The 13,716-nt window shown below is 69.6% G+C and carries 10 protein-coding genes and 1 pseudogene; 9 read left to right on the top strand and 2 right to left on the bottom strand.

Features of this window, described 5'->3' with window-relative positions:
• Positions 1–2: 2 nt before the first annotated feature.
• Positions 3–1,757 (top strand): succinate dehydrogenase flavoprotein subunit, encoded by a 1,755-nt coding sequence (sdhA, locus tag WU80_RS12150; protein ID WP_055402942.1) that lies wholly within the window; start codon positions 3–5, stop codon positions 1,755–1,757.
• A complete protein-coding gene (locus WU80_RS12145) occupies positions 1,757–2,557 on the top strand; it encodes a succinate dehydrogenase iron-sulfur subunit (protein ID WP_055402944.1) in 801 nt (266 codons plus the stop codon). Before sdhA ends, WU80_RS12145 begins: the two co-directional genes overlap by 1 nt.
• Here the strand turns inward: WU80_RS12145 and WU80_RS12140 are convergent, their stop codons facing one another.
• A complete protein-coding gene (locus tag WU80_RS12140) occupies positions 2,558–3,631 on the bottom strand; it encodes a diguanylate cyclase (protein WP_055402946.1) in 1,074 nt (357 codons plus the stop codon).
• 111 nt (positions 3,632–3,742) lie between these two features.
• Here WU80_RS12140 and WU80_RS12135 point away from each other — a divergent pair.
• From WU80_RS12135 to WU80_RS12110, 6 genes and pseudogenes are all read left to right on the top strand, one after another.
• Positions 3,743–4,381, top strand: a pseudogene (locus tag WU80_RS12135) (carboxymuconolactone decarboxylase family protein); the annotation flags it as partial.
• 22 nt (positions 4,382–4,403) lie between these two features.
• Positions 4,404–5,159 carry an AraC family transcriptional regulator gene (locus WU80_RS12130; RefSeq protein WP_055402950.1) on the top strand — a complete coding sequence of 252 codons (756 nt, stop codon included), beginning with the start codon at positions 4,404–4,406 and terminating at the stop codon, positions 5,157–5,159.
• A 70-nt stretch (positions 5,160–5,229) separates the two neighbouring features.
• Positions 5,230–6,294, top strand: a complete 1,065-nt coding sequence (locus tag WU80_RS12125) for an alpha/beta hydrolase (protein WP_055402952.1) — start codon at positions 5,230–5,232, stop codon at positions 6,292–6,294.
• A 155-nt stretch (positions 6,295–6,449) separates the two neighbouring features.
• Positions 6,450–7,313, top strand: coding sequence for an aspartate/glutamate racemase family protein (locus WU80_RS12120; RefSeq protein WP_055402954.1), 864 nt, complete (start codon positions 6,450–6,452; stop codon positions 7,311–7,313).
• Between the two features lie 320 nt (positions 7,314–7,633).
• Entirely contained in the window at positions 7,634–8,938 is a 1,305-nt protein-coding gene (locus WU80_RS12115; RefSeq protein ID WP_055402956.1) for an esterase family protein, read from the top strand.
• Positions 8,935–11,538, top strand: a complete 2,604-nt coding sequence (locus WU80_RS12110; protein WP_055402958.1) for a phosphatidylglycerol lysyltransferase domain-containing protein — start codon at positions 8,935–8,937, stop codon at positions 11,536–11,538. The genes WU80_RS12115 and WU80_RS12110 overlap by 4 nt, the downstream gene beginning before the upstream one ends.
• A gap of 24 nt (positions 11,539–11,562) precedes the next feature.
• Here WU80_RS12110 and WU80_RS12105 read toward each other — a convergent pair whose 3' ends face one another.
• On the bottom strand, positions 11,563–12,465 hold the full coding sequence (locus WU80_RS12105; RefSeq protein WP_055402960.1) for a sigma-70 family RNA polymerase sigma factor: 903 nt from the start codon (positions 12,463–12,465) through the stop codon (positions 11,563–11,565).
• Between the two features lie 124 nt (positions 12,466–12,589).
• On the opposite strand from WU80_RS12105, the gene WU80_RS12100 reads away from it, so the two are divergent.
• The coding region (locus WU80_RS12100) for an aspartate aminotransferase family protein (protein WP_055405762.1) at positions 12,590–13,716 on the top strand (1,127 nt) is incomplete at its 3' end.

Here is a 13,716-nt window from a genome sequence, read left to right as displayed (position 1 = left end):
CCGTGATCCAGCAACACCGATACGACGTGGTGATCGTCGGCGCCGGCGGTGCCGGCATGCGCGCCGCGGTGGAGGCGGGTCCGCGCGTCCGGACCGCGGTGCTCACCAAGCTCTATCCCACCCGCAGCCACACCGGCGCCGCCCAGGGCGGGATGTGCGCGGCGCTGGCCAACGTCGAGGACGACAACTGGGAATGGCACACCTTCGACACCGTCAAGGGCGGCGACTATCTCGCCGACCAGGACGCGGTGGAGATCATGTGCAAGGAAGCCATCGACGCGGTGCTCGACCTGGAGAAGATGGGGATGCCGTTCAACCGCACCCCCGAAGGCCGCATCGACCAGCGCCGGTTCGGCGGGCACACCCGCGAACACGGCAAGGCCCCGGTGCGCCGGGCGTGCTACGCCGCCGACCGCACCGGCCACATGATCTTGCAGACGCTCTACCAGAACTGCGTCAAGCACGACGTGCAGTTCTTCAACGAGTTCTACGCGCTGGACCTGGTTCTCACCCAGACGCCGAGCGGCCCGGTGGCCAGCGGCGTGGTGGCCTACGAGCTGGCCACCGGCGAGATTCATGTGTTCCACGCCAAGGCCGTGGTCTTGGCGACCGGCGGCTCGGGCCGCATGTACAAGACCACCTCCAACGCACACACCCTGACCGGCGACGGCATCGGCATCGTCTTCCGCAAGGGACTTCCGTTGGAGGACATGGAGTTTCATCAGTTCCATCCGACCGGCCTGGCCGGGCTGGGCATCCTGATATCCGAGGCCGTGCGCGGCGAGGGCGGCCGGCTGCTCAACGCCGACGGCGAGCGGTTCATGGAGCGCTACGCCCCGACCATCGTCGACCTGGCGCCGCGCGACATCGTCGCGCGGTCAATGGTTTTGGAAGTGCTGGAAGGCCGCGGCGCGGGCCCGAACAAGGACTACGTCTACATCGACGTGCGCCACCTCGGCGAGGACGTGCTCGAGGCGAAGCTGCCCGACATCACCGAATTCGCCCGCACCTACCTCGGCGTCGACCCCGTGCACGAGCTGGTCCCGGTCTACCCGACGTGTCACTACGTGATGGGCGGCATCCCCACCACCGTCACCGGACAGGTGTTGCGGGACAACACCGCCATCGTCCCCGGCCTGTACGCCGCCGGCGAGTGCGCCTGCGTGTCGGTGCACGGGGCGAACCGGCTGGGCACCAATTCGCTGTTGGACATCAACGTCTTCGGGCGCCGCGCCGGCATCGCCGCCTCCGACTACGCCGACGGGCACGACTTCGTGGACATGCCACCGAATCCCGAGGCGATGGTGGTCGGCTGGGTCCGCGACATCCTCAGCGAGCACGGCAACGAGCGCGTCGCCGACATCCGCGGCGCGCTACAGCAGTCGATGGACAACAACGCCGCGGTGTTCCGCACCGAGGAGACGCTCAAGCAGGCGCTCACCGACATCCACGCCCTCAAGGAGCGGTACTCCCGAATCACCGTGCACGACAAGGGAAAGCGCTTCAACAGCGACCTGCTGGAGGCCATCGAACTGGGCTTTTTGCTGGAGCTGGCCGAGGTCACCGTGGTGGGGGCGCTGAATCGCAAGGAATCCCGCGGCGGTCACGCCCGGGAGGACTACCCGAATCGTGACGACGTCAACTACATGCGCCACACCATGGCCTACAAGCAGGGCACCGATCTGCTGAGCGACATCGCGCTGGACTTCAAGCCCGTCGTGCAGACCCGCTACGAACCCAAGGAACGGAAGTACTGATGTCCGACAGCGTCGACGTCGAGGTGGACCGGGGACCGGAGCCGCCGTTGCCGCCCGTCCCCGAGGGCGCCGTGCTGGTGACCCTCAAGATCGCCCGGTTCAACCCCGACGACCCCGACGCCTTCGCGGAAACCGGTGGCTGGCAAAGCTTTCGGGTGCCCTGCCTGCCCAGCGACCGGCTGCTCAACCTGCTGATCTACATCAAGAGCTACCTGGACGGCACGCTGACCTTCCGGCGCTCCTGCGCGCACGGGGTGTGCGGCTCGGACGCCATGCGCATCAACGGCGTCAACCGGCTCGCCTGCAAGGTGCTGATGCGTGACCTGCTGCCCGAAAAGCCGGGCAAGCAACTCACCATCACGGTCGAGCCGATCCGCGGACTGCCGGTGGAGAAGGACCTGGTGGTCAACATGGAGCCGTTCTTCGATGCCTACCGCGCGGTCAAGCCGTACCTGGTCACCAGCGGGAATCCCCCTACGCGCGAACGCATTCAGAGCCCCACCGACCGTGCCCGCTACGACGACACCACCAAGTGCATCCTGTGCGCGGCCTGCACGACGAGCTGCCCAATCTTCTGGCACGAGGGCAGCTACTACGGGCCGGCGGCGATCGTCAACGCGCACCGGTTCATCTTCGACAGCCGCGACGAGGCCGCCGCCGAGCGCCTGGACATCCTCAACGAGGTCGACGGCGTGTGGCGGTGCCGCACCACGTTCAACTGCACGGAGGCCTGCCCGCGCGGGATTCAGATCACCAAGGCGATTCAGGAGGTCAAGCGCGCGCTGATGTTCACGCGCTGATCACCTACGCGGGTCGCACAGCTCGTGATGACTGCTCCGGTTGCCGCCCAACCGCTTTGCCTCATACATCGCGGCATCGGCGGCGGTGACCAACTCCCCCAGCAGCGATTGCGGTTCCGAGGCGCTGTCGTCGAGGTGGGCGCAGGCCGTGCCGATGCTGGCGGTCACTCCGGCGGCCGACGCCGCGATGGCGCGACACATCCGCGCGGCCAGCGACTCGGCGTTGCACGCCTTGGCGGTGCCGGCCAGCAGGAACTCCTCACCGCCGCTGCGCGCCACCACCGAGTCCTCGGAGGCGGCCGACAGGGCCTGGGCGACCTGGACCAGCGCCCGGTCCCCCGCGGCGTGACCGTGCCGGTCGTTGATGTCTTTGAAGTGGTCGAGGTCGATCAGCATGACCACCAGGTGGGAGTCGATGCCCCGCCGGGCCAGGATCATGCCCAACGCCTCGTGCTGGAACGTGCGCCGGTTCAGCAGGCCCGTCAGCGGATCGCGGTCGGCCTGCAGCAGGTCCCCCGTCAGGGCGCGCATCAGAATCCGAATGGCCAGCGGCAGCGCGATGTTGACCTCGATCACCAGCCACAGATCCACCCCGGCGAGGCTGGGGTGCCCGGACCTCGCCAGCGACAAGGCCTCCCACGACCCGACCGCGGCGGCCACCGCGAAGTTGTACAGCACGAATCCCGTGGTGTGGAAGAACGCCATGTACGCGCCGAAGGTCGCGAAGGCGATGCAGCCGATCAGCGCGGCCAGCGGGTTCGGATGCGCCAGGCAGGCCAGCGCGACGGAGGTGTTGCAAATCAGGGCGTACGCGAGGGACTGCCCGCGCGTCGGCCAGCGCCATGCCCACAGCAGAACGCCCGCCACCCCTCCGGTGACGGCCGTCCACATCATCGCCACGGGCACCGATCCGCGGGGACCGTCCGAGCCGGCCAGCAACGCGATGAGGCACAGCACCATCGACGCCGAGATGAGCGCCATCACGGCCCGAGTGGCCCCGCTGATGCCCCGCGACGCGAGATAGCCGGATAGCCAGTCGTACTGATCGGCCCGCCGGCTAAACAGCGCGGTCACCGTTGACTCGCAATCGCCACCACCGCTCATCGACATCGAAAGGCTAGCCGCATGCTACGGCTCTCCCGCCCTCCCCCGAGGCGGATTGCCGCGTCTGTGCGCGCGAGGCCGTCACACTTTCGCGTGCCATCCCGTCTGAGGGATATGACACAGAAAACGCGCATCGAGCCCCTGTCCCCCAACCGCGCCGGGCCGCTGACCCGCGCCATGTACCGGATCGCCAAGCGCCGCTACGGCCAGGTACCCGAGCCCTTCACCGTGACCGCCCACCATCGCAAGTTGATGGTCGCCGGGGCCGTGCACGAGACGATGCTCGACCGGGCGTCCAAGACGCTGCCGGTCGGCGTGCGCGAGCTGGCGGTGCTGTGGACCGCTCGCAGCATCGGCTGTTCCTGGTGCGTCGACTTCGGGTCCATGCTGCAGCGCCTGGACGGCCTGGACATCGAACGGCTCAAGGACATCGACAACTACGCCACTTCGACGGCGTTCACCGACGACGAGCGCGCCGCGATCCGCTACGCCGACGCGATGACGACCGATCCGCACACCGTCACCGACGAGCAGGTGGCCGACCTGCGCGCCCGGTTCGGCGACGCGGGCGTGATCGAGCTGACCTATCAGATCGGCGTGGAGAACATGCGGGCCCGGATGAACACCGCGCTGGGCATCACCGAGCAGGGTTTCAGTTCCGGGGACGCGTGCCGGGTTCCGTGGGCGGGCGACGATCGCACGGCGGCTACCGGTCGCTGACCCCCGGGGCTACATTGGCGGCATGCGCGTCTGGGACTTGGGTCCGGGCCGGCTCTTGGTGGCAGGCGTGTTTTCCGACCTCGCCCTCCACCATCACCCCGCGGTTCAGGTCACGGTCGGCGGCCACGGGCCCGTGACGCTCACCCGCGACGGCGACGGCCCGCAGGCGTGCCGACTGGTGGTGGTCGGCAGCGGAACGCGCCACGCGGTGCGATCGGATTCGGCCTCCGACGCGTTGACGCTGTACCTCGGGCTGCAGACGGTTGCGGGCTTCGCCCTGCACACGTTGAGCCACAACCGCGGTCGCGGCAGTTGGGTCGTCGACGACGGGGCCGGGCTGGCCGCGGCGACGGCGCGTGCGCTCAAGACGGACGGCCCGCATGCCGCGGCCGATTTCCTGGTCGACGGGCTGTGCGGGGCGGCGTGCCGAGGTGTTGGCGCCACGGCGGCCATTCATCCCCAACTGCGCCGGGCGATCGAGGTCGCGTCGAGCCGAGTGCCGAACCGAGTCGACGTGGCATCGCTGGCCAATGCCGTTGCCCTGTCACCGGATTACCTCGGCCGGCTGTGCCGAGAGCAGACCGGGGCGTCGATGTCGGCCACCATCCGCTGGACGCGGCTGGTGACCGCGGTGGCCCACCTCGTCGCCGGCCGCTCGGTCACCGATGCCGCCCATCTGGCCGGGTTCGCCGACGGTGCGCACGCCAATCGGGTGTGCCGGGAGATGACCGGCGCGGCACCGCGCGAACTCGCCCGAGCGGTTCGCGCCGCGACCTGACGGATCCGTACAAGCGTTCCCTTCGCCGCCGATCCACGCTGAACATGTCGGCGAGCGAAGGGAGTCAATCATGGCCACGCCGTCGCGCATCCGCGTTCAGGCCGCGGCGATCCGCGCCGTCTTCGGGTTACCGGCACCGGCCCGACGGTTGTTGGCGGGCTCGCCCATCCGAATCGACGGGCAGCAGCTCGACCTCGACGCGCAGCTCGTCATCCGCCTCAAAAACCGTTCGGGCTCAGACGTTTTCACCGATCCGATCGATGCGGCCCGGGCGCGATACGACCAGCTGCCCCGGATCGTCCGGTACCGCACGCCCCGGCCTGTCGAGGTCCGCGAGGTCGCCATCCCCGCCGCGCACGGCGACATCCCGGCCACTCTGTACACCCCCGCGGACGCGCCGTCACCGTCCGGCCTGCTGGTCTACTACCACGGTGGCGGCTTCTCGGTCGGGTCACGCGTCAGCCACGACCCGGTGGCTCGATACCTGGCCCACCACGCGGGCGCGCGGGTGCTCTCGATCGAATACCGGCGCGCGCCGGAGCACCCATTCCCCGCCGCCGTGCACGACGCGATCGCCGCATTCGAATATGCGCTCGCATCGGCGGCGGAGCTGGGCGCGGCCCCCGACCGGATCGCGGTCGGGGGTGACAGCGCCGGAGGAAACCTCGCGGCGGTGACCACGCAGCACGCCGCGCAGCGCGGCGGCGGTATCCCGGCCTTCCAGCTGCTGATGTATCCGCCCACGGATCTCGCCGCGCGGCGACGCTCGCACGACCTGTTCGCCGACGGGTGCTCCACCTTCACCGACCGGAACCTGCGCTGGGCGCTGGGCAACTACGTCCCCCCGGCGGTCGACCGAAGTGACCCGCGCCTGTCGCCGCTGCGCGGTGACGTCACCCAGCTGCCACCGGCCTACGTCGCCAGCGCCGGTTTCGACCCGTTGCGCGACGACGCCGTGGCCTACGCGGACAGGCTGCGGGCCGGGGGCGTTGCGGTGACGCTCAGCCGGCAGCCCGACCTGCCGCACGCATACCTCAACTTCGTCGGGCTCGGGGGCCGGTTCGCCGAGGCCGCCGCCGAGGCCGCCGCGGCGCTGCGCCTCGGCCTGGCGGCCGCCGCAACCCGGAGCCGATGACCAGCGCTCCCCCGATCGACGGACCCGGGGTCGTCCGATGTGGGGAAGGCCGGCTCCCCCACCGCGGGGGCCGGACGGTGGAAAGACACGGCGCGGCCGAGCGGGGATAGTCAGATGTGCCCGAAAACGGACGCCACCGGACTTGGAGAATCGACATGGACCAACTCGTTAGCTCCGATCGGTGGGCGCCGCAACGACGGCTCGGCGTCGTGGATGGGTTGGGCCCCCGCACCACCGCCCGGTTCTACGCGATGCTGTGCGAGAACCATCGGGCGCTGACGGGCGGTTCGTACCCGGACGTGGTCGTGCACACCATCGGTGTGCAGCGGCGCCTGGTGGACGCCACCACGGCCGGCTCGCCTCGGCCCGGGCACCAGGAAGCGTTGCGGGACCTCGTGACCCGGACCTCTCGCTCCCTCGCCGGAACCGGCGCGGACGTGATCGCCGTCGCGTGCAACGCCACCACGGTCGACCCCGCGCTAGGCGCACTGACATGCATCGGCATGGTCGAGGCGACCGGCCGGAAGCTGCAACGCCTGAACGTCCGCCGAGTCGGTCTCGTCGCGTCGAGCATCATGGTGTCGTCCGCGGCCTACGAGCGCGGCCTCGGCGAGGCCGGCATCGCCGTCGTCGCCCCGGCCCCGGGCGATCAGGAGATCGTCGACCGGTTCATCGAGTCGCTGCAATGGTCCACGGCTCCAGTCCCGGTCCCCGAGGAATTCCGCCGGGTCGTCGCCGGGCTCGCGGAGAATGTGGACGCGCTGATACTGGACTGCAATGAGCTCTACGGCGTCGTCGACGCCGAGATGGCGGGCAAGCCCGTCGTCGACAGCGTGACCGCGCTGGTCGAGGAAGCGTCCCGCCTACTGGTGGATCCGGTCGCCCGCGCAACCCCGCCGACCGACATTGAATCCATTGCCGCGGCGCGGCCGTCCCGCCGCTGGGCGCTGTCGCGTTGGCGGCCGCACCGGCCGCAGCGCGGCGCCGGCGAACTCATTCGAATCCGCGACATCGCTTAGGGTACAAGCCTTTTCGTTGCCCACGCCGATCGCGAGAGTTCGCGGCGGCAATCCTTGATGCCGGCCGCCGCCGTCGGGGGCCCCGGCAATTACCCCCGTCCGGGCAGTGCGACATTGAAGGCATCGGCGCCCGCCGTCCCCGCGAAGAGGGCCGCGGGTGAACTTCGGCAGAGTCGGTGAAAACCGCTCGCCCATCGTGATATACAGCCATTACTCCTGGGCTCGTCGCTAGTCATCGCTGGGTCGGCCACGGCGGACGGGGGGCCGGCTTGCCGGGGCATACAGGTTGCGGAACTGGGTGCGAAGCCAAACGGAGGGGTATGAAGTCGCCCTTGGACTGGTCGCTGATCGACTTCCCGGCGCAGGCGCTGATCGCCGTGTCGGTGCTCGGCCTTCTGGTCGCGCTGTTGTGCAGGCGGGGGCGCCAGTGGTGGCTACGGGCGGTGCCGCTGTGCGTGGCCACCGCGGCGGCGGTCGCGGCGGCCGGCTATTACACGGTGAACTACCGCTGGCATCCCTACCCCGACATCATCCCGTGGACGCTGTTCGCCTGGGGCGGGGTCGCCGCCCTGGTGTTGTGCTTGTCGGCTGCCAGGATGCGCCGGTCCGGCTGGCCGGTGCGCGCCCTGATGGTGCTGGGCGTGCTGTGGTCGGTGGTGGTGATCGCCGCGCAGGCCAACATCCACTACGCGGCGTTCACCACCGCACGCAAGCTGGTGAACCCGCTGCTGCACCCCGTCGGCGACCTGTCCTCGGTCGCCTCGAGCCAGGCCAGCGCGGTGCGCGCCGCGGCGGGCAGCACGCTCGAACAGCTGTGGCAGCCGCCGGCGAACATGCCCGCGGACGGCCAGGTGGTGAAGGCGTCGATTCCGGCGTCCAGCCGGTTCAGCCCGCGTGAGGCGCTGATCTACCTGCCCCCGGCCTACCTGGCCACGCCGCGGCCCGAACTGCCCGTGCTCGTACTGCTTCCCGGCGACCCTGGAGCGCCGCGCGACTGGATCGACAAGGTGCACGTCGACGACGCGCTCGGCCAGTTCGCCGCGCGTCACAAGGGCCTGGCCCCGGTGGTGGTGATGGCCGACCAGCAAGGTGTCGCGGAAAACAATCCGAGCTGCGTGGACTCCGCCTGGGGCACGCCGCAGACCTACCTGGCCGAGGACCTTCCCCGCTGGGTATCGGCGAACCTGCAAGTGAGCCGGGACCACCGCCAGTGGGGGATCGGCGGCCTGTCGTCGGGCGGCACCTGCTCGCTGCTGGTAGGGCTTCGAGCCCCCGAGGCCTATGCCAACGTGGTGGACATGTCCGGCCAGCGGGAGCCGATCCTGACCAGCCACGCCGAAATCGTCGCCAAGTTGTTCAACGGCGACGAGGCCGCCTACAACAACGTCACACCAAAGGACATCATGGCCAAGCGGCAGTATCCGGACACCAACGCGCTGATCACGGCGGGCTCCGATGATGGGGTCTACAACCCCCAGCAGCGGGAGATCTACGCGGCCTGCCGGCAGGCCGGCATGAACGCACAGTGGCAGGAATTTCCCGGAGGACACACCTTCGCCGTGTTCCGGGCCTCGTTCGAAGCGGCGATTCCGTGGCTGGCGGCGCGCACGGGGCTGACCCAATGACCGCCGCGGTGCTCGACAAACCGACGACGGTGCTCGACAAGCGCGCCGTCGTTCAGCACAACGCGCGGCGGGCGTTCGCGCTGCTGCGACAGTCGCCCGTCACCGTCGGCCTGGTCGTCACGCTGTGGGTGCTCGGCGCGGTCACCCACGCGTGGTCGGTGTGGTCGAACAACACCGAGAATGCGCCGGGCATGCCCCACGGCCTGGTGACCAAGGTGGCCATCGGCACATCCCAGCTGGAGCGCGGCTTCTGGTGGACGCCGTTCACCGCGGGGCTGTGGAACGTGTCGCTGGCCGCCTACGTCGTCGCCACGCTGTTCACGGTGGCCGTGGGCGTCCCCGCCGAACGGTTGCTCGGTCCTCGCCGCACCGCCGTATTCCTGGTGACCGGCCAGGTGCTGAGCAGCCTGCTCGGTGTCGGCGCCGTCGCGCTGCTGTCACGCACCGGCGACTCCTGGTTGACCAACCTCGACAAGGAGGTCGCGGTCGGCACCACGCCGGCGCTGGTCTGCCTCGCGGTGGTGATGACGTTCAAGCTGTCGGCGCTGTGGCGCCGCCGGCTGCGGCTGTTGATGTTCAGCGGCGTGGTGGTGTTCGCGCTGTATTCGGGCACCCTGCTCGACGTCTTGCGGGTTTTCGGCGCGGTGGCCGGACTGCTGTTGGGCTGGCTGTTCTACCGGTCGGAGGCGCGCGCCGCCGTCTCGCCCCCCTCCCGCTCGGAGGCCAGGGTGCTGGTGGCCACGCTGGTCGCGGCGACGGCATTCGGCCCCCTGCTGACCCTGCTCGGTTCCACCGGCGCCTGGCTGGCCTACCCCGGCTACGGCCCGCTGCGAATCTTGCAGTCCCTGTTCGCCTCTCCCGCCGAGGACAGCGAGCGCATGCGGCAGCTGTGCGTCGATCCCGGGTTGAGCGAGGCGTGCCGGCTGGCGGTCTCGCAGACCCTCGGGACCGGGGTGGGTTCGGCGATCACCTCGGTGGGGCCGGCGCTGCTGCTGCTCGCGGCCGCGGTCGGATTGCGCCGCGGGCGCCGCTTCGCTTGGTGGCTGGCGTTGCTGCTGAACGCGGCGCTGGTCGCGGGCAGCGCCTGGTTCGCCGTCCTGTGGACCCGCGACGCGGCCGACGCGGGATCTTTCGTGCACGACGCGGACGACACATACTCGTTCGCCCACGATACGTTGATTCTCATCGCCCCAATCATGGTGCCCTGCTTGATGATTGCGCTGTTGTTGTTCACCCGGCCGTTGTTCACGGTGACCGCGCCGCGCGCCACCTATCTGCGGCTGGGGCTGGGCCTGGCGGCCACCGCGTTGCTCACCGCGGGTGGCTATCTGCTGGTTGCATTTTGGGAGCGCAAGGAATTCGATCCCCCGCCGAGCCTCGCCCAGCTGGTCTCCGACCTGCCCACCCGCTACCTGCCGCCGGCCTACGAACTGGCGCACAGCGCAAAGTTCCTGCCCAACAGCGGGCTTGCGCTCCTGGCATGGGAGTTCTGCGGCGCGGTGTTCTGGGTGATGCTGCTGGCGGGGTTGGTGGTCAGCTTCTGGCGGGCGAGCGTCGTCGTCGACGACGAGGCGGCGACCCGGGCACGAAACCTGATGGTGGCCAACAGCGGATCCTCGCTGGCGTACATGAGCACCTGGCCGGGCAACGCGTATTGGTTCACCGATGACGGACGGGCGGCGTTCGCCTACCGCGTGGTGGCCGCGGTCGCGCTGACCACCGGCGGCCCGCTGGGCGACCCCGGCGCGCAGGACGACGCGATCCGCGGGTTCGAGCGGTTCTGCGACCGTAACGGCTGGACGGCGTGCATGTACAGCATCACCGAGGACGTGCGCGACCGCGCGCTGGCGCTGGGCTGGTCGGCGGTGCAGGTGGCCGAGGACACCGTGGTGCCGTTGGCCGAGCTGGAGTTCAAAGGCAAGAAGTGGCAAGACATTCGGACCGCGCTGAACAAGGCGGCCAAGGAGGGCATTCGCGCCGAGTGGACGAGCTATCCGGAGGCGCCATTGTCGATACGCGACCAGGTGCGGGTGATCTCCGAGGAATGGGTCGCCGACAAGGGTATGCCCGAAATGGGTTGGACGCTGGGCGGTTTGGACGAGCTCGACGACCCGGACGTGCGCTGCGTGATCGCCGTGGACGAGCAGTGGATCGTGCACGGCATCACCAGCTGGTTGCCGGTCTACCGGGACGGGCAGACGGTCGGCTGGACGCTGGACTTCATGCGCAGGCGGGGCAGCAGCCCCTTCAAAGGCGTGATGGAGTTCTTGATCGCCTCTGCCGCACAGAGCTTTCGGGAGGAGGGCGCGGAGTTCCTCAGCCTGTCCGGCGCCCCGCTGGCCCGGCTGGCCCGGGGCAACGAGGTCACGGCGTTGGACCGCATCCTCGACGTCACCGGCAAAGCCCTGGAGCCGGTATACGGCTTCCGCTCGCTGCTCAGCTTCAAGGCCAAGTTCCAGCCCGAGTACCAGCCGCTGTACATGGCCTACCGCGACCCGTCGTCCCTGCCCGCGATCGCCAACGCGATCAGCCGCGCCTACCTACCGAACCTCACCGCGCGCCAAGGGATCCGGCTGGCGCGCAAACTCGCCCGCAGATAGTCGCCCGCCATGGCGACTCCGGCGTCAGGGGCGCCGCAGCGGAGAGCCGGTGAACTTGTCCGGGTTGGCGATATCCCATAGGGCGCTGACCTTCCCGTCGCGCACCGTCACCGCCGTGATCCGCGGCAGCATCTCGCGGTACCCGTCGGCCGCGGGCAGCCCGGCGGTGTAGATGCCCAGCTCGCCGTTGACCAGCCCCAGCTCGTACGAGGTGAACATGCCCGGGCCGTAGCGCTGCGCCAGGCCCAGCATGAACCGGACCACCTTGTCGGGGCCGCGGATGGTCTGAACGGCCGTGGGCGCCTTGCCATTCGAATCGCCGGTGAAGGTGACGTCGGGATGCAGCAGCGAGACCACGGCGTCCAGGTCGCCGGCGGCCATGGCGGCCATCAGCCGGCCCACCACCTCGTCGTGCGAGGGGTCGGGCCTGGGCGGCGGCTCGGCCGTCACGGCCTTGCGTGCCCGCGACGCCAGCTGCCGGGCGCCGGCCTCGGTGGTGCCCAGCACCTCGGCCACCTCCGCGAAGGGCACCGCGAACCCGTCGTGCAGCACGAACGCGACCCGCTGATCCGGCGACAGCCGCTCCAGCACCACCATCGCCGCGAACCGGGCGTCCTCTCGGGCCACCACGGCCGACAGCGGGTCGGTCCGGTCGAAACCGGTGACCACCGGTTCCGGCAGCCAGTTGCCGGTGTAGGTCTCGCGCCGGTGCGCCGCCGAGCGCAACTTGTCCAGGCCCAGGCGGCTCACCACGGTGGTCAGCCAGGCCCGCAGGTCGTGGATTTCGGTGTCCTGTCCGTCCCAGCGCAGCCAGGCCTCCTGCACGATGTCCTCGGCGTCGGCCACGGTGCCGGTGAGCCGGTAGGCGACCGCCATCAGGTGCGGTCGCAGGGCTTCGAATTGTGAGACCTGTTCGGTCCCGGTCATATCGCGAGCCTAGCGCGGCCGAAACGGCGCCAGAAAGGAGCCGCGCCATCAGACCTAGCGCGGCCGAAACGGCGCCAGAAAGGAGCCGCGCCAACGGACCGGCGCGGCTAGTCTCGCAGACACCATGACAGAACACCTGTGGCTGCACTTCGCCCGGCACGGCGCCGGAATCACCCCGCCGGTCATCGTCCGCGGCGACGGCGTGACCATTTTCGACGACCGCGGCAAGAGTTACCTCGACGCCCTGTCCGGGCTGTTCACGGTGCAGGTCGGGCACGGCCGCACCGAACTCGCCGAGGTCGCCGCGCGGCAGGCCAGCACGCTGGCGTACTTCCCGTTGTGGGGTTACGCCACCCCGACCGCGATCGAGCTCGCCGAGCGGCTCGCCCACGACGCCCCGGGCGACCTGAACCGGGTGTTCTTTACCACGGGCGGGACCGAGGCCGTCGAGACCGCGTGGAAACTGGCCAAGCAGTACTTCAAGCTGACCGGCAAACCCGGTAAGCACAAGGTGATTTCGCGGTCGATCGCCTACCACGGCACCACCCAGGGCGCCCTGGCCATCACCGGCCTCCCGTCGTACAAGGCGCCCTTCGAACCGGTGACGCCGGGCGGCTTCCGGGTGCCCAACACGAACTTCTACCGCGCGCCCGAGCCATTCGCCAACGACCCCAAGGCGTTCGGGCGATGGGCCGCCGACCGGATCGCCGAGGCGATCGAGTTCGAGGGCCCGGAGACCGTCGCCGCCGTGTTCCTCGAACCGGTGCAGAACGCGGGCGGTGCCATCCCCCCTCCCCCGGGCTATTTCGAGCGAGTGCGCCAGATCTGCGACGAGCACGACGTGCTGCTGGTGTCCGACGAGGTGATCTGCGCCTTCGGCAGGATCGGCTCGATGTTCGCCTGCAGTAGTGAGCTCGGGGACTTCGGCTACGTGCCCGACATGATCACCTGCGCCAAGGGCCTGACGTCGGGCTACTCACCGCTGGGCGCGATGATCGCCAGCGAGCGATTGTTCGAGCCGTTCAACGACGGCGCCACCGTCTTTCCGCACGGCTATACCTTTGGCGGACACCCGGTTTCGACGGCCGTCGGGCTGGCCAACCTCGATATCTTCGAGCGCGAGGGCCTCAACGATCGGGTCAGGCAACACGCGTCCGCGTTCCGCGCCACCCTGGAGAGGTTGTACGACCTGCCCGTCGTCGGCGACGTCCGCGGCGAGGGCTACTTCTACGGCTGTCTCTTATACACATC

Origin of the sequence: Mycobacterium sp. UM_11 (assembly GCF_001414075.1) — a bacterium.
Taxonomy (GTDB): Bacteria; Actinomycetota; Actinomycetes; order Mycobacteriales; family Mycobacteriaceae; genus Mycobacterium.
The sequence above is the reverse complement of the archived record's forward strand: the minus strand, read 5'-3'. Positions and strand labels throughout refer to the sequence as shown.

What these genes read in the sequence shown, in the direction of transcription:
- WU80_RS12145 (WP_055402944.1), top strand. Translation starts at nt 1,757, where the DNA reads ATGTCCGACAGCGTCGACGTCGAGGTGGACCGGGGACCGGAGCCGCCG.
- WU80_RS12130 (WP_055402950.1), top strand. Translation starts at nt 4,404, where the DNA reads ATGCGCGTCTGGGACTTGGGTCCGGGCCGGCTCTTGGTGGCAGGCGTG.
- WU80_RS12125 (WP_055402952.1), top strand. Translation starts at nt 5,230, where the DNA reads ATGGCCACGCCGTCGCGCATCCGCGTTCAGGCCGCGGCGATCCGCGCC.
- WU80_RS12120 (WP_055402954.1), top strand. Translation starts at nt 6,450, where the DNA reads ATGGACCAACTCGTTAGCTCCGATCGGTGGGCGCCGCAACGACGGCTC.
- WU80_RS12115 (WP_055402956.1), top strand. Translation starts at nt 7,634, where the DNA reads ATGAAGTCGCCCTTGGACTGGTCGCTGATCGACTTCCCGGCGCAGGCG.
- WU80_RS12110 (WP_055402958.1), top strand. Translation starts at nt 8,935, where the DNA reads ATGACCGCCGCGGTGCTCGACAAACCGACGACGGTGCTCGACAAGCGC.
- WU80_RS12105 (WP_055402960.1), bottom strand. Translation starts at nt 12,465, where the DNA reads ATGACCGGGACCGAACAGGTCTCACAATTCGAAGCCCTGCGACCGCAC.